14 protein-coding genes are annotated in these 17,232 nt (G+C 62.1%); 7 read left to right on the forward strand and 7 right to left on the reverse strand.

The genetic code is table 11. The annotated features are described in order from the left end of the window. Positions 1–12 precede the first annotated feature (12 nt). Positions 13–1,908 carry a murein L,D-transpeptidase gene (locus M728_RS08140; RefSeq protein WP_026623016.1) on the reverse strand — a complete coding sequence of 632 codons (1,896 nt, stop codon included), beginning with the start codon at positions 1,906–1,908 and terminating at the stop codon, positions 13–15. 519 nt (positions 1,909–2,427) lie between these two features. Here M728_RS08140 and fumC point away from each other — a divergent pair. Next, positions 2,428–3,819 carry a class II fumarate hydratase gene (gene fumC / locus M728_RS08145; protein WP_026623015.1) on the forward strand — a complete coding sequence of 464 codons (1,392 nt, stop codon included), beginning with the start codon at positions 2,428–2,430 and terminating at the stop codon, positions 3,817–3,819. Between the two features lie 190 nt (positions 3,820–4,009). Continuing rightward, positions 4,010–5,080 carry a GGDEF domain-containing protein gene (locus M728_RS08150; RefSeq protein ID WP_026623014.1) on the forward strand — a complete coding sequence of 357 codons (1,071 nt, stop codon included), beginning with the start codon at positions 4,010–4,012 and terminating at the stop codon, positions 5,078–5,080. A 34-nt stretch (positions 5,081–5,114) separates the two neighbouring features. On the opposite strand, the gene M728_RS08155 is transcribed toward M728_RS08150, so the two are convergent. The 3 genes from M728_RS08155 to M728_RS08165 all read right to left on the reverse strand — a co-directional run bounded on the left by M728_RS08155 (position 5,115) and on the right by M728_RS08165 (position 7,235). Further along, positions 5,115–5,552, reverse strand: coding sequence for a VOC family protein (locus tag M728_RS08155; RefSeq protein ID WP_026623013.1), 438 nt, complete (start codon positions 5,550–5,552; stop codon positions 5,115–5,117). Positions 5,553–5,620: 68 nt separating this feature from the next. Beyond that, positions 5,621–6,229 carry a pyridoxamine 5'-phosphate oxidase family protein gene (locus tag M728_RS08160; RefSeq protein ID WP_026623012.1) on the reverse strand — a complete coding sequence of 203 codons (609 nt, stop codon included), beginning with the start codon at positions 6,227–6,229 and terminating at the stop codon, positions 5,621–5,623. Between the two features lie 88 nt (positions 6,230–6,317). Next, positions 6,318–7,235, reverse strand: coding sequence for an alpha/beta fold hydrolase (locus tag M728_RS08165; RefSeq protein WP_026623011.1), 918 nt, complete (start codon positions 7,233–7,235; stop codon positions 6,318–6,320). A 47-nt stretch (positions 7,236–7,282) separates the two neighbouring features. Between M728_RS08165 and M728_RS08170 the strand changes: the two genes are divergently transcribed. Then, positions 7,283–7,774 carry a MarR family winged helix-turn-helix transcriptional regulator gene (locus tag M728_RS08170; protein WP_026623010.1) on the forward strand — a complete coding sequence of 164 codons (492 nt, stop codon included), beginning with the start codon at positions 7,283–7,285 and terminating at the stop codon, positions 7,772–7,774. A 47-nt stretch (positions 7,775–7,821) separates the two neighbouring features. Here M728_RS08170 and M728_RS08175 read toward each other — a convergent pair whose 3' ends face one another. Then, positions 7,822–8,196, reverse strand: coding sequence for a gamma-butyrobetaine hydroxylase-like domain-containing protein (locus tag M728_RS08175; protein WP_026623009.1), 375 nt, complete (start codon positions 8,194–8,196; stop codon positions 7,822–7,824). A gap of 160 nt (positions 8,197–8,356) precedes the next feature. Here M728_RS08175 and moaA point away from each other — a divergent pair, with 160 nt between their 5' ends. Continuing rightward, a complete protein-coding gene (gene moaA, locus M728_RS08180; protein ID WP_026623008.1) occupies positions 8,357–9,406 on the forward strand; it encodes a GTP 3',8-cyclase MoaA in 1,050 nt (349 codons plus the stop codon). A 201-nt stretch (positions 9,407–9,607) separates the two neighbouring features. On the opposite strand, the gene M728_RS08185 is transcribed toward moaA, so the two are convergent. Further along, positions 9,608–12,151, reverse strand: coding sequence for a methyl-accepting chemotaxis protein (locus M728_RS08185; protein WP_034884594.1), 2,544 nt, complete (start codon positions 12,149–12,151; stop codon positions 9,608–9,610). Between the two features lie 535 nt (positions 12,152–12,686). Between M728_RS08185 and M728_RS08190 the strand changes: the two genes are divergently transcribed. The 3 genes from M728_RS08190 to mobB are packed head-to-tail and all read left to right on the forward strand — an operon-like array spanning position 12,687 to position 14,783. Then, positions 12,687–13,595, forward strand: a complete 909-nt coding sequence (locus M728_RS08190) for a DMT family transporter (RefSeq protein ID WP_026623007.1) — start codon at positions 12,687–12,689, stop codon at positions 13,593–13,595. 10 nt (positions 13,596–13,605) lie between these two features. Next, positions 13,606–14,262, forward strand: coding sequence for a molybdenum cofactor guanylyltransferase MobA (gene mobA, locus M728_RS08195; protein WP_026623006.1), 657 nt, complete (start codon positions 13,606–13,608; stop codon positions 14,260–14,262). Further along, positions 14,259–14,783: a molybdopterin-guanine dinucleotide biosynthesis protein B gene (gene mobB, locus M728_RS08200; RefSeq protein WP_026623005.1), complete on the forward strand. Its 525-nt coding sequence runs from the start codon at positions 14,259–14,261 to the stop codon at positions 14,781–14,783. The genes mobA and mobB overlap by 4 nt, the downstream gene beginning before the upstream one ends. A 98-nt stretch (positions 14,784–14,881) precedes the next feature. Here the strand turns inward: mobB and M728_RS08205 are convergent, their stop codons facing one another. After that, the gene (locus M728_RS08205; RefSeq protein WP_370906467.1) at positions 14,882–17,197 is read right to left on the reverse strand and encodes an OmpA family protein; all 2,316 of its coding nucleotides are present in this window, start codon (positions 17,195–17,197) and stop codon (positions 14,882–14,884) included. Between the last annotated feature and the right edge of the window lie 35 nt (positions 17,198–17,232).

Consider the following 17,232-nt stretch of genomic DNA (forward strand, 5'->3'; position numbering starts at 1 on the left):
GCGGCCCACCCCTTATCCTTCGGCTTGCTGCCTCGCATTGCGTGTCGCCTCGAATGCGCGGTTCATATACATGTCGCGCTCGTAGATGTCGTTGAAATACTCGACCTTGCCATCCTTGTTCGGCCACGCGGTGAAATAGGAGACGTAGACCGGCACCTTCTGGGGCACCTGTAGCGCCTTATTGCGACCGCTCGCGATTTCCATCCCGACCTCGTCGATGCTGATGCCGAGCACGGCGGCGGCCATGCGGCGCGGCTCGGCAAGGCGCACGCAGCCATGGCTCAAGGCGCGCTGGTCTCGCTTGAAGAAGCTCTTCGAAGGCGTGTCATGCATGTATATCGCATGGGCGTTCGGGAAGAGGATCTTGAGCTCACCGAGCGCATTGTCGCTGCTCGGCGGCTGGCGCACCGCGACCGAGGTCGTCGATCCGTACCAGTTCACAGCCGATGAAGGCACTGCGCGACCCCCGACCTCAACCTGATACCCCATACGGTCAAGATAGCTCGGATCGCTTCTGAGCTTCGGCAGCATCTCGTTGACGATGATCGACTGCGGCACGCCCCAATAGGGGTTGACCTCCACGGTCTGGATCTCATCCTGGAAGAAATAGGTCTGGTTGGTCTTCGAACCGACCACCACACGCGTGGAGAACTGCTCGGCCCCCTGCTCCGTGTAGGATGCGGTAAAGGCCGGCTGATTGATGAAGACGTAGCGATCGCCGAGACCGTCCGGCAGCCAGCGCGCCTGCTCCATCGCGATCTCGACCTTGTTGATCTTTTGGGCGATCGTGTCGCCGCCGGTGAGCACGCGGATCGACGCCTGCCCGACGACTCCATCCGCCTTCAAGCCCTGCTCCTTCTGAAACGCTTCGACCAGGGACACGAGCTCGGGCGTATAGTCAGGCGTACCTTGATAGCCCGCCAGCACCACCGCATGCTCCGTCTTCAGCGCCTCTGAGGCCTTGAGCTTGATGCCGGCAATGACGTTGGCAAGCTCGGGATTGCTTTCGCCCGGCTTCAGCAACGTCCCCGGCGTAATTTCCACACGAGGACCCGCGTCCTTTTCTGCCCTGAGCCGCTCCAGCTCCTGCTTGAGGGCCGCGAATTGCGGGCTTTTCGGGTTCTGCCCTTCGATAAGGGCGACGATATCATCGCCTTCTGCGACTTGTCCGAGAAACGCGAAGAGATCGACGCTCTTTCGCTTGAAATCGTGGTAGCCGGATATCTTGTTCGGATCGATGCGGCCGCGCACAGTATCCTGGACATAGGTGAGCACTGCCGCGGACATCGCGACTTCGAAGCGGACGAGCTCCTTTTGACGCGCAATCATGTCGCCACGGTCGAAATCGTCGGCGGGAACCGCAACTGCGTAATCCATCGGATCGAGCCCGACCTTCGCGGCGTCCTTGAACACTGCGAGCGCCGATTTGGCGCGAGCACTCACGTCGCTGCCTTGAACCCAAAGGAAATCACTGTTCGCAGCGTAAAAGCTCTCCACCGCCTTTGCGACATTGGCCGTGGCGCGCACATCGATTTGCGGCAGGAATTGGAGGGCATCCGCAACCGGGGCGCGCACCATGGGCGGCAGGCCATATTTTCGAACCGAGCCAGTAACAACCGGATCAAGCAATCTGTCGGTTGCGATCCTGCGCAGCGGCTCGGCTTTGTAGGTGTAGTAACGCGGACCGGTAACGCGCGGAGGCTTCGCCACCTCTTCCATGCGCTGCGGCGCTATCGTGTTCATGCCTGGCAGCGGCTGAGCCGGCTGCACCTGCTCCGGCGCCGCCCGCCTCTTGCCGCCACGGATGAAATCCATGAATGTGATTGCAGATGCCGGCCGCACATCGATGGTTGCAATCGCACAGCCGCTCATGAGCGCGACAATCGCTGCCGATTTGATGATTTTCATAAGTACAAACGTCCCCGTATCGCGTTGCTGCCGAATTCGGCCGCTGCCAGATTCTCGCCACGCCCTCGTGCTTCGAGCACTTATAGAAAAGGATGGTGAATGAAAAGGAAACGACCGCCCGCAAATCTGCTTGAGAGCCCTTATGGTTGTGCCTATTTCAGTCATCCGAACTCGAAGCGCAGCTTCGTAAAAAATTGATTCGCAAATCTTTTGCCTCTTCGAACAGCACCTCGCACGGCACCGGCGGCACGAAAGGCCGCGAAGACGGAAGACTCAGAATGTGACGGAAAGGTCACATCGCGGCCGACCGGAAAGGGCATGCGAGCGGAGCCGCCGTCATCTGACCAGCGGACTGCCGCAGCGCAACAATTCAAACGATTGTAGGCGCTCCGGGCCCGTACGGCCCCTTTACAAGCGGATATGGGCGGGGCAGAGAAATGCCCGGCACCGGGGAGGTCCGGCTGAGAGCCGGGTCTTCGCCTTGGCTTCATGAAGCGCATGATGAAAGCAGGTATCACGATGACATCGACGCGTACGGAAACAGATACGTTCGGGCCCATCGAAGTGGCGAGCGACCGCTACTGGGGCGCCCAGGCCCAGCGCTCGCTCGGCAACTTCAAGATTGGTTGGGAAAAGCAGCCGCTGGCAATCGTCCGCGCGCTCGGCATCGTGAAGCAGGCCGCTGCCCGCGCCAACATGGCGCTCGGTCGCCTCGATACGGAGATCGGCGACGCCATCGTCAAGGCCGCGCAGGAAGTGATCGACGGCAAGCTCAACGACCATTTCCCGCTCGTCGTCTGGCAGACGGGCTCCGGCACGCAGTCGAACATGAATGCCAACGAGGTCATCTCCAACCGGGCGATCGAATTGCTCGGCGGCGTGATGGGCTCGAAAAAGCCCGTTCATCCGAACGACCACGTCAATATGAGCCAGTCGTCGAACGATACCTATCCGACGGCGATGCACATTGCCTGCGCGGAACGCGTCATCCACGACCTGCTGCCGGCGCTCAAGCACCTGCACAAGGCGCTCGAGGAGAAGGTGAAAGCCTTCGACCACATCATCAAGATCGGCCGCACGCATACTCAGGACGCGACGCCGCTGACGCTCGGCCAGGAGTTTTCCGGCTACGCGGCGCAGGTTGCCTCCTCGATCAAGCGGATCGAGATGACGCTTCCCGGACTCTGCGAACTCGCCCAGGGCGGAACCGCCGTCGGTACCGGCCTCAACGCTCCCGTCGGCTTTGCCGAAAAGGTGGCGCAAGCGATCGCCGCGATCACCGGCATCGCCTTTACCTCGGCGCCAAACAAGTTCGAAGCACTGGCGGCGCACGATTCGATGGTCTTCAGCCACGGGGCCATCAACGCCACCGCGGCCGCCCTCTTCAAGATCGCCAACGATATCCGCTTCCTCGGCTCCGGCCCGCGCTCCGGTCTCGGCGAGCTGTCGCTGCCGGAAAACGAACCCGGCTCGTCGATCATGCCGGGCAAGGTCAATCCGACCCAGTGCGAGGCGCTGACGCAGGTCTGCGTCCAGGTCTTCGGCAACCACGCGGCGCTGACCTTCGCCGGCAGCCAGGGTCATTTCGAACTCAACGTCTACAATCCGCTGATGGCCTACAACTTCCTGCAATCGGTGCAGCTCCTCGCCGATGCGGCTATCTCCTTCACCGACAATTGCGTCGTCGGCATCGAGGCGCGGGAGGACAACATCAAGGCCGCGCTCGAGCGTTCATTGATGCTGGTGACCGCACTGGCGCCGAAGATCGGCTACGACAATGCCGCCAAGATCGCCAAGACCGCGCACAAGAACGGCACGACTCTGCGTGAAGAGGCCGTCGGCGGCGGTTATGTGACGGATGAAGAGTTCGACGCGATCGTGCGTCCCGAGACCATGATCAGCCCCGCCTGATCGCATCTCCGGCCGCGGCCTTCGGCGCCGCGGCCCTCGCCTGGCCTGCGGCGACCGCAGGAACTCGCTTTTCCTCGACGGAAAATCGATCGAATTGTCTCAATGCGACCAAGCAATCGTTAAGAGTTCGCAAATCATTTGCCCCTAAAAATCGGCACTCATTAGAGACAATTGAATTAAAGGCTTGCATATGCAAACCGCAGCCGCTGGCAGGATTTCGACGCCCGATATTGCCGGGCAGATCACACATGCGATGCGGCTGATGGGTGTCGCCCCGCTGCCGCGCAATTACGAACTCTATTACGAGGCCTATCTCGGCTCGAACCCCCAGCTGTCGAAGGACCTTGCCGCGCTGGGCAGCCGCGCGACCCAGGACGAGCTCGACGCGATCGGCGCGCGCTATTTCAGCCATGTTCACCACCCGAACGGTATCGAACGAGCACACAGCACGCTCGCAACAAAGCTCGTGGACCTCGTCAGCCTTCTGAAGGAGGAACAATCGGCGCTCGAGAGCTATAACAAGGTTCTCGACGAAGCTTACGTCAACATCACCAGCAAGAGTGCTGCGAGCGCCGATATCCTGCGCCACGCGATCCGCCTCTTGAGCGAGGCGACGGTCGACACCATGAACCAGGGCAAGGAACGAGTGCAGACGGTCGTTCAGAAGTCCTTCGAGATGGAGGTCATCCGCCAGGAGCTCGACGAATACAAGCGTATAGCCAACACCGACTCGCTGACGCGGCTTGCCAATCGCCGCGCCTTCGACGAGAACCTCGCTGCCGTCTACAACAACGAGCATCTACGGAACTTCACCGGCCTCCTCGTCGCCGACATCGACCACTTCAAGAAGGTCAACGACAGTTTCGGCCATCCGGTCGGCGACAAGATCCTAGCGACCGTGGGCAACGTCATCCGCGCAAATCTCCGCCGCGACGCCTTCGTCGCGCGCACCGGCGGCGAGGAGTTTGCCGTCATCCTCGGCGACAGCAGCCAGGAGGAATGCCTGCAAGCCGCCGATCGCATCCGCATGGTGCTGGCCAGCACGCCGTTCAAGAACTCCAGGAGCGGCGTCAACTATGGGCCGATCACCCTTTCCGTCGGCGTCTGCATGGCGACTGCGGCGGAGGACCCGATCGATCTATACAACAAGGCCGACATTGCCCTCTATGCCGCCAAGAATGCCGGCCGCAACCGGACGCTGCTCTTCGAGGAAGGCATGCGCAAGGAATCAAGCCGCAACTGGCTGATCTACCGCCGCTAAGGACGGATTGCGTCGTCGCGGGCGGCGAGCGCGATCAAGCGGCCGAATTGGCGAATGCCTCGGGCACTTGCACGGCTGCTTCCGGGTGCATCCACAGCGGCTCCCAGATATGGCCGTCGAGATCCTCAAAGCAGCGGCTGTACATGAAGGCCGTGTCCTGCGACTTGTCGCGCACTTCGCGTCCACCGGTCGCGACCGCCTTCTCGGTGATCGCATCTACCGCCTCGCGGCTCTCCTGAGAAATGACGAGCAGCATTTCGCTCGTCATATGTGCATCCGCGATCCGCTTGGACGTGAACTGACTGAACTTGTCGTGCGTGAGCAGCATTATGAAAGTTGTCTCGGAGAACACCATGCACGCGGCGGTCTCGTCCGTAAACTTGGGCTGGTTCACCGCGCCGATCGCCTCGTAAAAGGCCTTGGACTTGGCAAGGTCGGCTACCGGCAGGTTGACGAAGATCATGCGGGGCATAAAGTCCTCCTGTCCTCCGTGAGTGCCTCAAAACATAGGCAAGACCGGTCGAGTGCTTGATTGAAGCCCTACCACATAGTCTTGGCCGCGCGCATCGGCCATTCCCGGTCATAGCTCTCCTTGTCGAAATCGGCCTTGGCGGCCTTGAGCAGCGCGCCGGGCGTCGGCAGTGATGCCGGATCGACGAAGCGCTCCGGGTTCCAAAGCTCGGAGCGGATCAGCGCCCGCGCGCATTGGAAGTAGACCTCGGCGATCGTGACGACGATGACGCTGCGCGGATGCTTGCCGTCGACTTCGAACGACCCGGTCAAGGCCGGATCGACGCTAATCACGGCCGTGCCGTTGATGCGCATCGTCGTGTTCGAGCCTGGCACTAGGAACAGGAGCGCCACGCGCGGATCGCGGACGATGTTGGCAAGCGAATCCACCCGGTTGTTACCGCGCCAGTCCGGCATCAGCACGGTCCTTTCGTCGGCGACGCGGACGACAGAGTGGCCGTCACCGCGCGGCGAACAATCGAGCCCTTCCGGTCCGACGGTCGCGAGTGCCGCGAAGGGCGAGGCCTTGATCATCTGCCGATATTCGGCCGTCAGCACCGTCGTCACCTTGACGATCGACGCTTCGCTCGTTTCGCCGTAGAGCGTCTTCAGTTCTTCGATCGTCGTGATGATCGTCATGCCCACCTCCTGCAACGTCAGTCGCGCAACGAAAGCGCCATCTGCGCGTGTTCGTTTCGAGGAATAGCGTGACGCGCTTATGACGCCATCAGGCGATTCTTCTCAGGCGGGGCTCTCTTCTTTCCTGTGCAAGGAATGCCGAAATCTTGTCGATGACGGGCGCTGCGGAAACGATGCGGCGATGGCCGAAACCGTTCGCCCAGTGCAATTCGACGTTCGGGCCGACCGCGCCGTAGCGGCGGGCGTGCTCGGCGGGGACCTCCTTGTCGTCCTCCGCATGGAGGACGAGCACCGGCTTGCGCAATGCCGCAAGAATGCGGGTCGCATCAAAGCCGTCGACGCGGCGCCCCGAGAGACGCTCGACCATACCTTCGAAAGCCGCCTGGGCTTTCGGCGCGAGATCCAATATCTTGCCGAAGCCCTTGAACAACCATGTCATTTCGCTCGGCGCGCCGATCAGCACCAGCTTCTCCGGCACGCGCGCGGGCACGTCGCAGAGCACCGCACCGGCCGCACAGGCGAGGCTCGCACCGCCGAAAGAATGGCCGATGCCGACATCGAAACCGTCGAAGTGGCGCCAGGCGGCATCGACCGCCCGGACAGCCTGCGGCATGGTCAACGTGCGTCCAGGCGACGCTCCGTGTCCGGGCCAGTCGAGCGCGACCACCTCCGCGCCGGACGAGAGCAGACTCTCGATCATCGTCGCCAGATAATCGCTGCGTGATCCCCAGCCGTGTGCAAGCAGGACCCGCGGTCCGCTGCCGCCCGGCAGCCGCTCGAAATGTCGGGCGACCAGCCAACCGCCCGCGAAGGACAATGTGACCCGCCGCGAGCGTGCCATGACCGGTGCCGCAGCTTTCAAAAGGGCCGCCTCCTTGCCGTTCCTCGGCTTGCGGCTCGGCGTGCGGCAGAATATCCAGAACGCCGTTCTGCCGGCTGCCTCGGCTGAAACCGTGGAGACGGCCTTCAGCGACAGACGGATGACCTTGTTCGCAAAGGGTGCCATAGTGGTACTCTCTTGAAATGTTCAATCATGAACATAATTGTACAACGATGAACAAAAAGCAAGTGACAACTGAGCACCATCACTTTCCCTGGGATCATCCCCGCTTCCGCAGTTGGATCGCCGTCGCCCGCGCCTGTCAGTTGATGCAGCAGACGCTGGCGCGCGCACTTGCCCATCTCGACATCAAGCCGCCGCATCTAGATATCCTGATCAACCTCTATCGCTTCGAGGGCATCACGCAGCAGGAGCTTGCGCGCAAGCTGCTCGTCGGCCGCTCCAATATGAGCATGCTGCTGCCGCAGCTGGAAAAGCGCGGCCTGATCGAGCGTCGGGGCGACGAGCGGGACAAGCGCATCCTGCGACTGTTCCTCACACCGGGGGGGCGTACGCTCACAGAGGAAGCGATGGAGATTCAAACGGCGCTGATCGACAAATCCCTCGCAGCCGATACGATCGAAGAGTGTATGGTTATCGCGCAGTCGATGGAGCGGCTCATCGCCGTGCTGCTTAAGGAAGACGCCGAAATGTCGGAAAACTAAGCTAAGCCGAATTGGGCGGAGCGCTTGGCACCTCCGATTTCAGATCACTAGCGCGGCTTCTCGGCCTTGTCGCGCGACATCCCCTTTTCGGCGAGCTCCTGCTCATAGGCCTTGAAGAGCTGCTCGCCCTTCTCGCCGAGTTCCCGCAAATAGGTCCAGGTATAGATACCGGTGTCATGGAAATCGTCGAACCCGATCCGCACCGCGTAGTTGCCCGTCGGCTGGACCGAAATGATCTGGACGTTTCGCTTGCCTGGCACTGTCACCCGTTGGCCGGGCCCGTGTCCCTGCACCTCGGCCGAGGGCGAGAGAACGCGCAAGAGCTCGGCGGACAAGTCGAAGGAAGCGCCGTCGTCGAATGTCACGCTCAGCCGGCAGCGATCTTTCGATACACGCAGTTCGGTCGGCCAGAATTCGCTCATCATCGTTGCTCCGTGTTCGTCACCCGCTCAGTAAAGCAGAATTGAACGGACGGAAATCTCCTCGATACGCCTTTCCCGATATTTGAAGCAGTTTGCGCCAGTATGCTCCTTGACGCGACCTTTTTTGCCCACGACATTGAAGGCGGTTGGGAGAAAAGATTTGAACACCGCCGCCATAAACCAGACAAACGCGCGACCGCTCGAAACGACATCCGCTCCGATGATCGACCCCTTCGGTCGTGCGGTCACCTATCTGCGCGTCTCCGTCACCGACCGCTGCGACTTCCGCTGCACCTACTGCATGGCGGAACACATGACCTTCCTGCCGAAAAAGGACCTGCTGACGCTCGAGGAGCTGAAGCGGCTCTGTTCCGCCTTCATCGCCAAGGGCGTGCGCAAGCTGAGACTCACCGGCGGCGAGCCGCTGGTGCGCAAGAACATCATGTTCCTCGTGCGTGAACTCGGCCGGGAGATCGAAGCGGGCCGGCTCGACGAACTGACGCTCACCACCAACGGTTCGCAACTGGCCAAATACGCGGCCGAGCTTGTCGAGTGCGGCGTTCGCCGTATCAATGTATCGCTCGATACGCGTGATCCCGACAAGTTCCGCCAGATCACGCGCTGGGGGGAACTCGCTAAGGTGCTCGAAGGCATCGATGCGGCGCAGGCGGCCGGGCTCAAGGTCAAGATCAACGCAGTCGCCCTCAAGGGTTTCAACGACACGGAGATTCCGGAATTGATGCGCTGGGCGCATGGCCGCGGCATGGACCTAACGCTGATCGAGACAATGCCGATGGGCGAGGTCGATGAGGACAGGACCGATCACTACCTGCCGCTGTCGGAAATGCGTGAACGCCTCGAAACCGAGTTCACTTTGAAGGACATCCCCTACCGTACCGGCGGCCCCGCCCGCTATGTCGAAGTTAAGGAAACCGGCGGACGCCTCGGCCTCATCACCCCGCTCACGCACAATTTCTGCGAAAGCTGCAACCGCGTGCGTCTCACGTGCACGGGCACGCTCTATATGTGTCTCGGCCAGAACGATGCAGCCGACCTCCGCGCCGCGCTGCGCGCGACCGATGACGACGCCTATCTCGCCCAAGTCATCGACGAGGCGATTGGCCGCAAGCCAAAGGGCCATGATTTCATCATCGACCGCGAGCACAACCGCCCGGCTGTAGCTCGCCATATGAGCGTGACCGGCGGCTGATCTTTGTATTTCAAGTAGGGCCAAGCGGCGACGTATTTGCCCCTCGTACGCCTGCCGGCGCCGTCTCCCCGCAAGCGGGGCGAAGGGACTCGCAGCAGCGCCCCGCGCCTTAAGGGGCCGCTGCAACGGGCGGCCGCTACGAGACACGTCCCCTCTCCCCGCATGCGGGGAGAGGGCTAGGGTGACGGGCAAAGTCTCGACTTAGGCCGCGTAGGTGTAACCGCCCCGGCCCTGCATGCCCTGTCCGCCCGTTCCCGTCTTGAAGCGCTCGATCTTCTCGTTGAGCACCTCCACCTGGCGGCGCAAGCCGTGGATTTCGGCCGTATTCTCCTCGACCATCGCGGCGTTCTGCTGAGTGATCAGTTCGACCTCGTGAACGGCCGCGTTGACCTCGTTGAGGCCCGTATATTGGTCGGCAGCGGCGGCTTCGATATTGCTGACGAGTCGATGGATGGTCGCGATGTGATCGTTGATGACCGACAGCGCATCGCCGGTCTCCTGCACCAGCGCAACGCCGCTGCGCACCTGGGTGGAGCTCACGGAGATCAGTTCCTTGATCTCGCGTGCGGCCCCGGCACAGCGCTGCGCCAGTTCACGGACTTCCTGCGCCACGACGGCAAAGCCGCGGCCCGCCTCGCCGGCGCGCGCCGCCTCGACGCCAGCATTCAGCGCCAGGAGGTTCGTCTGGAAGGCGATCTCGTCGATTACCCCGATGATCGTGCCGATCTTCTCCGAGGAGCGGTTGATTTCCGCCATGGCGTCGATCGCCTTGGCGACCACTTGGCCGGAATGCTGTGCGTAGGAATTCGTCTCGTCGACCGAGACCGTGGTCTGCCGGGCGCTTTCGGCGGTCGCACGGACGATCTCCGTCAGCTGGCGAAGTGCCCGCGAGCTTTCCTCCAGCGCCGCCGCCTGCTGCTCGGTGCGGCGCGCGAGATCGTCGGACGACGACGCCAGATTGCCTGTGCCGCCGGTGATCTCCTCGGTTACGAGCCGGACATCCATGAGCGTCGCGCGGAGCGCCTCGACGGCGTTGTTGTAGGTTCTGGCCATGATCACGTAGTCGGACGGCAGGTCTTCCGCCATGCCCTCCTCCAGATTGCCCGCCGCGAGCTCGGCAAGCACATCGGATAGCGCGTCGAGCGCTTGCATCTGCTCGGCTTCGATACGAGCGCGCTCTTGTGCCCGGCGTGCCTCTTCCTCGGCCGACAGCGCGCGGGCGGCTTCTGCCTCCCGTTCCAGCCGCACGTTCTCCATCGCATTGTCGCGGAACACAGCAACCGACCGCACCATATCGCCTATCTCGTCACCGCGATTGCGACCCTCGATCGTCACTTCGAGATCACCGTTCGCAAGCCGCGTCATCGTCTCGGTGACGCGCTTCAGCGGACCGCGCAGCGTCTCGACGAGCATCAGCCCACCGATGATCGCGAGCAGTGTCCCGGCAACCATTGCGATGATGGAAACAGTTGCCGAGCGCTGGCTGTCCTGTTTGCCGGCTTCCTGAGCGTTGCTGACGAAACCCTCCAGCGTACCGCTTGCCTCAGCGACGAGCGTCGCAGCCTCGCTCTTCGCTGCCTGCCAGCGTGCACCCACATCGATCAGCGCGGCGGTTCCCTTCTCGATATTGTCAAGCGAGGGCCCGAGCTTCATCGGCAGGTCACGCAGCGCCGCGTTCTTGCCGCCGAGTTCGGAAAGCTTGCCGGCCGCTTCACGGACCGCATTCACGTCGCTTATCGCCAGCGCACGGCTTTTCTCGTCAAGCCGGCGGTGCAGTTCGCTGATATGGAAACGGGTGTTGTCCAACCCCTTGAACGTTTCCCCCATCAGCGCGATCAGCGTCTTCAACGTCGAGATTTCGCCGTCCATGCCGACGAAGCGCTTGGCCGCCGTATCGGAGTTCTTGGCCGCCTCCTTGGCGAAGTCGGCTTCGTATTTCGAGAATTTGCTGAGGATCGGCACGAGCGCGTTCTTCTTGCCTTCGTTGTCCGCCGCACCTTTTAGGATCGATTGGACCTTCAGAGCCTGTTCCTTGAGCTCGCCGATCGGCTCCTTGACCTTGTCTGAGGCGATCTTTTCCGATTCATCGATCTGCTTCATGAGATGCGGCAAGAGCTTGTTCGCCTGCTCGATCTTCGCGTCTGGATTGACAGCCATGGTCACCGGCAGCCGGAATTTCTTGATCCGCTCCGCAAGGCCCTGATAGGCGGCCGCGTCGAAAAGCAACGCCTTCGCAAAGGCTTCCTTCTCGCCCGATTCTTGTCGGATGATGTCGATCTGCTTGTAGGCGCCGTTGCCGTTCTTTGTCATTTCGGCAAGTGCCGCTTCGAGGGATGTCGTGGCCGCGTCCCGCTCGACCTTCACCGCCCAGAGCTTTTCCGTCTGACCACGCATCTGATCGCCGAGCGCAACCACCGAGGCGATCTGGGCTCTGTCCTCATCGCGCGTCAGCAGGGCTTCAAGAGCTTTGACGCCCTCTTCCTGATCTTCGATCTCCTTTGCGAGCGCGTCGCGTGTCGCCTCGTTCGGATGGTCGATGAAGCTCTGTAGCGCGCTGCGCAGCGCCTGGAAATCAGAAAGATTGTTGATGGTTTCGCGCGTCACGGTCATGTGCCCGTTGAGGGTGCGGGCAGTGAAGAAGCCGACGAGGCCGATCCCGGCGATCAGCGCCACCAGCGGGACCACGAAGAGGAGGACCTTTGTGACGATGCGCAGGCGCTGCAAAAGGCGATCGATGACGGACATTGTGAACCCCGGTTGTTTTTATGAGGAAACAGGTCCGCGCGGTCGGGGTATTCGGGAGCACCGACGAGCGAGCCACCGGAACTTCGCTTCTGCACAGGCAGAAGGGAAGCACTCACTGAGACTGCCGACGGGACCACCTCCCAGGCCCCGCGGGCAGAATCGGATTGACGGAACAGCCGTCACCCACCGATCGCATCATGCGATGTACTGCGGAATCAACGGGACGGTAGCCGGCGAAACTTAAGATTCCGCGAATGCAACCATCGGGGCTCATGAAGCGGTCCTCGCCACCAAACCTCGCATCGTTCTACTGCATGTTTCCTTAAATCATAGCCGATTTAAGGATAAGAACATGCAGCGATTCAAAGTGCTACAGCGACCTTTGCGCGTCCGATAAGACGCGCGGCGCTGTAGGCCAACGAGTTCTTGAGTTTGCGTCAAATGACAGTCAAAGCTTTCAGAACGGGCGGTCGCACTCGATAGATTCGCCGGTTCCCACCGCAGACGAAACCGTCTCAGCCAAAGGTCATCAGGAATGCCCCCCTCAGCCAACTTGCGCGGCATCGTCTTCATGTGTCTTGCCATGGCCGGATTCTCCTGCAACGACGCACTCGTCAAATCCGTGACGGGAGTGATGAATACAGGCCAGATCATGTTCGTGCGCGGACTGCTGACCACTCTCATGGTAATGATGATCGCATACCAATTCGGCGCCCTGCGACCGATTCGAACCGTGTTCAGGCCGGTCATCATGCTGCGAATCGCGATGGAGGCTCTTGCCTCGATCACCTATATTTCCGCGCTCGGCCAAATACCGCTCGCCAATGCGTCCGCGATCATGCAGGCGCTGCCACTCGCGGTGACGCTCGGCGCGGCGCTCTTTCTCGGAGAGCCGGTCGGCTGGCGGCGCTGGGTGGCAATCACTATCGGCTTCGTGGGCGTGCTCATCGTGCTGCGGCCAGGGCCGGAAGGCTTCACGCCCGCCGCTCTGACGGTCGTCGCCTGCGTCTTCGTGACGGCGACGCGCGATCTTTGCACGCGTCGCATCGGCACCGAGGTGCCATCGCTCTTCATTACCGTGACGACCGCCTTCGTGACGACGCTTGTCGGCGCGGCGCTGATCGTTCCGTTCGGCGGCTGGCAGCCGATGTCGGCAACATCATTCGCCCATATAGCCGGCGCCAGCGTGCTCTTGATGCTCGGCTATCAGACGATAGTGCTCGCCATGCGCGACGGCGACATCTCGATCATCGCCCCGTTCCGCTACACAGGCCTCCTCTGGTCGATCCTGATCGGCATCATCTTCTTTTCCGAGACGCCGGACCGCTGGATGCTCGCAGGCGTTGCCGTCATCGTCGGTTCGGGACTTTACACCTTCTATCGCGAGAGCCTGCGCAGTCGCCAGGCGATCGCGCAGCGCTCACTGACCGGGCCACTGGAATAGGAGTGGAGCGATGGCCGAAAGCGACTTCCATGCGATCCGGCGTCCGCCCGCCGTCATCCTCGCCGGCGGGCGCTCGTCGCGCATCGGAAGCGCGAAAGCAGGGCTCGTGCTTGCTGGAAAGACCATGCTAACCCGTATCGTTGAGCGGTTGCGGGCGCAGGTCTCCGATCTCGCGATCAATCTCAATGACCCAAGCATTGCCACGCCCGCCGACTTGACGGTTGTCCCCGACACCATACCCGGTTTCATCGGTCCGCTTGCCGGCGTCCTGGCTGCGGTGCGTCACACCGCCAAGGTCTCACCCGCTGCGAGCCACGTATTGACGGCACCGATCGATACGCCCTTCTTCCCGACCACGCTCGCCTCCAGCCTCGAGGGCGCGCTCACATCGAAGGACGAAATCGCCGTCGCCTGGTCCGGCGGCGAGATGCACCCGCTTTTCGCGCTTTGGCCCATTGCGATCGCTGACGATCTCGACGCATGGATACGCACCGATTCCAAACGGCGCGTGCGCGCCTTCATTGCGCGTCACCCGTCGGTCGCAGTAGAATTTCCCTCGATCCCAACCAAGGCAGGGCCGCTCGACCCCTTCTTCAACATCAACACGCCGGAACAGCTTCAGCAGGCTGAAGCATGGTTGCAATGTCTTGAGGATCGCGAACCATGAACGAATTGACCCATCGGCCGAAGATATTCGGCATCGCCGGCTGGAAGAACTCCGGCAAGACCGGCCTAATGGTCCGCCTAGTCAGCGAAATGACCCGGCGCGGCTATCTGGTCTCGACCGTCAAGCACGCTCACCACGATTTCGACATCGACAAGGTCGGCGCCGACAGCTACCGCCATCGCGAAGCCGGTGCCCACGAAGTGACCATCGTCTCCTCGACACGCTTCGCGATCATGCACGAGCTGCGCGGCGCCCCGGAGCCGAGCTTCGAAGAAGTCCTGTCGCGACTGGCCCCTTGCGATCTCGTGCTGATCGAGGGCTACAAGCGTGAGCCGATCCCGAAGATCGAGGCGCGTCGCAAGGAATCAGTCAACCGCGAGCCACTCGCACCGACCGACCCCCACATCGTCGCCATCGCTGCCGACCATGTGATCACGGACAGTGATCTCCCGGTGTTCGATCTCGATGATACGCAGGCGATCGCTGATTTCATCGAGAAGGCGACGGGGTTGCGAGGCTGAACGCCCACAAGCCCCAAGACTCACGCAACGTGCGCTTGGTAGCCAAATAGATCGGGGCCGGTTTCCCGGCCCCGATCTCCGTCCAAGAGTAAGTGTAATTACCGCTGCGCCACCGGGCGCACGAGCGGGGTGACGCGACGGATCGTGACGCGACGGTTCTCCTGCTCCGCCTCCGGAGTGCGGATCTTCAGGAACCGCTCGCCATAGCCCTGGGTCACAAGGTTTTCCGCCGGGACGCCATAGACCTCGGTCAAGAGCACGGCGACCGACTCGGCACGCTCATCGGAGAGCACCAGATTCGAGCGGTCGGAGCCGACCGCATCCGTGTGGCCCTCGATGAAGAAGGTTTCACCCGGATCCTTCTCGAGGACCTTGTTCATCGCGTCCGCGACGTTGCGAAGCGTTTTGGCCTGCGACATCGACACCTCGGCACTGCCCGTAGCAAATTCGATTGTGTCGAGATCGATGCGGCGGACCTTGTCGCGCAGGCGCGCGGAGTGACGAACTTCGTCGATCGTGTAGACGCGCTCGACCGGCTCCACCGGCGGCTCGGACAGGAACTCGTAATAATCCCTGTCCGGTTCCTCGGCGACATCGACGATATACTCGTCGACCGGTATGGCAAGGCGCATCGGCGGCAGCTCGTAGCCGACGTCGACGATCGCCGGCCGGTCCTCTTCGTATTCCGGCGTATACATCATTACATATTCATTGCCGTCCCGGTCGACGCGCGTGCGCGTCAGGATGTCGCCGTAACGGTTGTAGACGGTGACGATCTGATAGCCCCCGGGGCGAACGATCGTTTCACGGACGCGACCGCCGGAAAGATTGTCGTAATAGCTCTCTTCCGCATTCTGCCGCAGACGCGGCCGGTCGTCGCCCCTGACGAAGATGCGATCGCCAACGCCGAGGATGACGCGATCATCGACCTCCTCGACGACCTCCAGTCGCGTCACATTGTTTTCCGTCGTGTTGTTGACGGTGGTGTTGTTGATCACCGTGTTGTTGATGACCGTGTTATTGACGATATTGGTCGTCTCCGGCACGGCAAAGGCCGGGGCTTCCTCGACCCGCTCGCCTTCCTCCTTCATCACGGCCTCGATCCGTTGCGACAGTTCCTCCTTGGTTTCAACCCGGATCGCCGCCTGCGCGGACGCATCGTCGGTGGGAGGAGCTACGCTTTCCTGCTTGGCGCGCAATTCTTCGCGCTGCTTGCGGCGAAGTTCCCGGGCCTGGTTGCCGCCGGAAATGTCGGCGTCCTTGTCGCTATCGAGCACGGCCGCGCCCTTTTCGACCGGAAGCACGACGGTATCGTCGGAAGCCGCCGGATCCTCGGCGATCTTCTGCTTCTCTTCTACGGTGCGCTCATCGACCACCTCGGGAGCAGGCTGACCCTGGGGCTGCTCGCCCTGAAGCTGCTCTGCCGTCGCAGGTTGTTCCGCGCCCGGAACCGGCTGCTGTTCGCCCTCGCCCGTCTGCTGGGCTGGTGCCTCCGTCGCGGGCTGCTCAGCGGTCGTCTCGCCTTCAGGCACGACAGGCGGTTGCTCGGCCGCCTTTTGCTCGTCGGTTTGTCGCCGCTCCTCAGCCTTTTGCTCGTCGGTTGGTCGCTGCTCTTCAGCCTGCTGCTGGCGTTTCTTGCGAGTGGGAGCCTGCTCTTCGGCCTGCTGCGGCGCGCCCTCCTCGGCGGCGGGCTGCTGCTCTTCGGCCTGCTGCTGGCGTTTCTTGCGTCTGGGAGTTTCCTGTTCTTCGGCCTGCTGCGGCGCAGCCTCCTCGGCGGCGGGCTGCTGTTCTTCGGCCTGCTGCTGGCGCTTCTTGCGTCTGGGCGTTTCCTGCTCTTCGGCCTGCTGCGGCGCGGCCTCCTCGGCAGCGGGCTGCTGTTCTTCGGCCTGCTGCTGGCGCTTCTTGCGTCTGGGCGTTTCCTGCTCTTCGGCCTGCTGCGGAGCGGCCTCCTCGGCAGCGGGCTGCTGCTCTTCGGCCTGCTGCTGGCGCTTCTTGCGTCTGGGAGTTTCCTGCTCTTCAGCCTGCTGCGGAGCGGCCTCCTCGGCAGCGGGTTGCTGCTCCTCGGCCTGCTGCTGACGCTTCTTGCGCCTCGGCGTTTCCTGCTCTTCGGCCTGCTGCGGAGCGGCCTCCTCGGCAGCGGGTTGCTGCTCCTCGGCCTGCTGCTGACGCTTCTTGCGCCTCGGCGTTTCCTGCTCTTCGGCCTGCGGCTGCTGCTCTTCTGCCTGGCCCTGAGATTCTTCCTCAGCCGCGCGCTGCTTTCGCTGCTGCAGCAGCAATTCCTCCTCCGAGAGCTGGCCTTCCTGCGCAACTTCGAACGGCCTCATCAAGCTCTCGGCGAGCACGGGCTGCACCGACAGCGAGGCCGAAAGCACGGGCAAGGCGACCGTTGCGAAAAGTTTGGATCGAATAGACATTGTATCCCTTCCTCTTATCAGAGGTCCCGACGCCG

This window comes from Ensifer sp. WSM1721 (genome assembly GCF_000513895.2).
Taxonomy (GTDB): domain Bacteria; phylum Pseudomonadota; class Alphaproteobacteria; order Rhizobiales; family Rhizobiaceae; genus Sinorhizobium.

What these genes read in the sequence shown, in the direction of transcription:
- M728_RS08140 (WP_026623016.1), bottom strand. Translation starts at nt 1,908, where the DNA reads ATGAAAATCATCAAATCGGCAGCGATTGTCGCGCTCATGAGCGGCTGT.
- fumC (WP_026623015.1), top strand. Translation starts at nt 2,428, where the DNA reads ATGACATCGACGCGTACGGAAACAGATACGTTCGGGCCCATCGAAGTG.
- M728_RS08150 (WP_026623014.1), top strand. Translation starts at nt 4,010, where the DNA reads ATGCAAACCGCAGCCGCTGGCAGGATTTCGACGCCCGATATTGCCGGG.
- M728_RS08155 (WP_026623013.1), bottom strand. Translation starts at nt 5,552, where the DNA reads ATGCCCCGCATGATCTTCGTCAACCTGCCGGTAGCCGACCTTGCCAAG.
- M728_RS08160 (WP_026623012.1), bottom strand. Translation starts at nt 6,229, where the DNA reads ATGACGATCATCACGACGATCGAAGAACTGAAGACGCTCTACGGCGAA.
- M728_RS08165 (WP_026623011.1), bottom strand. Translation starts at nt 7,235, where the DNA reads ATGGCACCCTTTGCGAACAAGGTCATCCGTCTGTCGCTGAAGGCCGTC.
- M728_RS08170 (WP_026623010.1), top strand. Translation starts at nt 7,283, where the DNA reads ATGAACAAAAAGCAAGTGACAACTGAGCACCATCACTTTCCCTGGGAT.
- M728_RS08175 (WP_026623009.1), bottom strand. Translation starts at nt 8,196, where the DNA reads ATGAGCGAATTCTGGCCGACCGAACTGCGTGTATCGAAAGATCGCTGC.
- M728_RS08185 (WP_034884594.1), bottom strand. Translation starts at nt 12,151, where the DNA reads ATGTCCGTCATCGATCGCCTTTTGCAGCGCCTGCGCATCGTCACAAAG.
- M728_RS08190 (WP_026623007.1), top strand. Translation starts at nt 12,687, where the DNA reads ATGCCCCCCTCAGCCAACTTGCGCGGCATCGTCTTCATGTGTCTTGCC.
- mobA (WP_026623006.1), top strand. Translation starts at nt 13,606, where the DNA reads ATGGCCGAAAGCGACTTCCATGCGATCCGGCGTCCGCCCGCCGTCATC.
- mobB (WP_026623005.1), top strand. Translation starts at nt 14,259, where the DNA reads ATGAACGAATTGACCCATCGGCCGAAGATATTCGGCATCGCCGGCTGG.
- M728_RS08205 (WP_370906467.1), bottom strand. Translation starts at nt 17,197, where the DNA reads ATGTCTATTCGATCCAAACTTTTCGCAACGGTCGCCTTGCCCGTGCTT.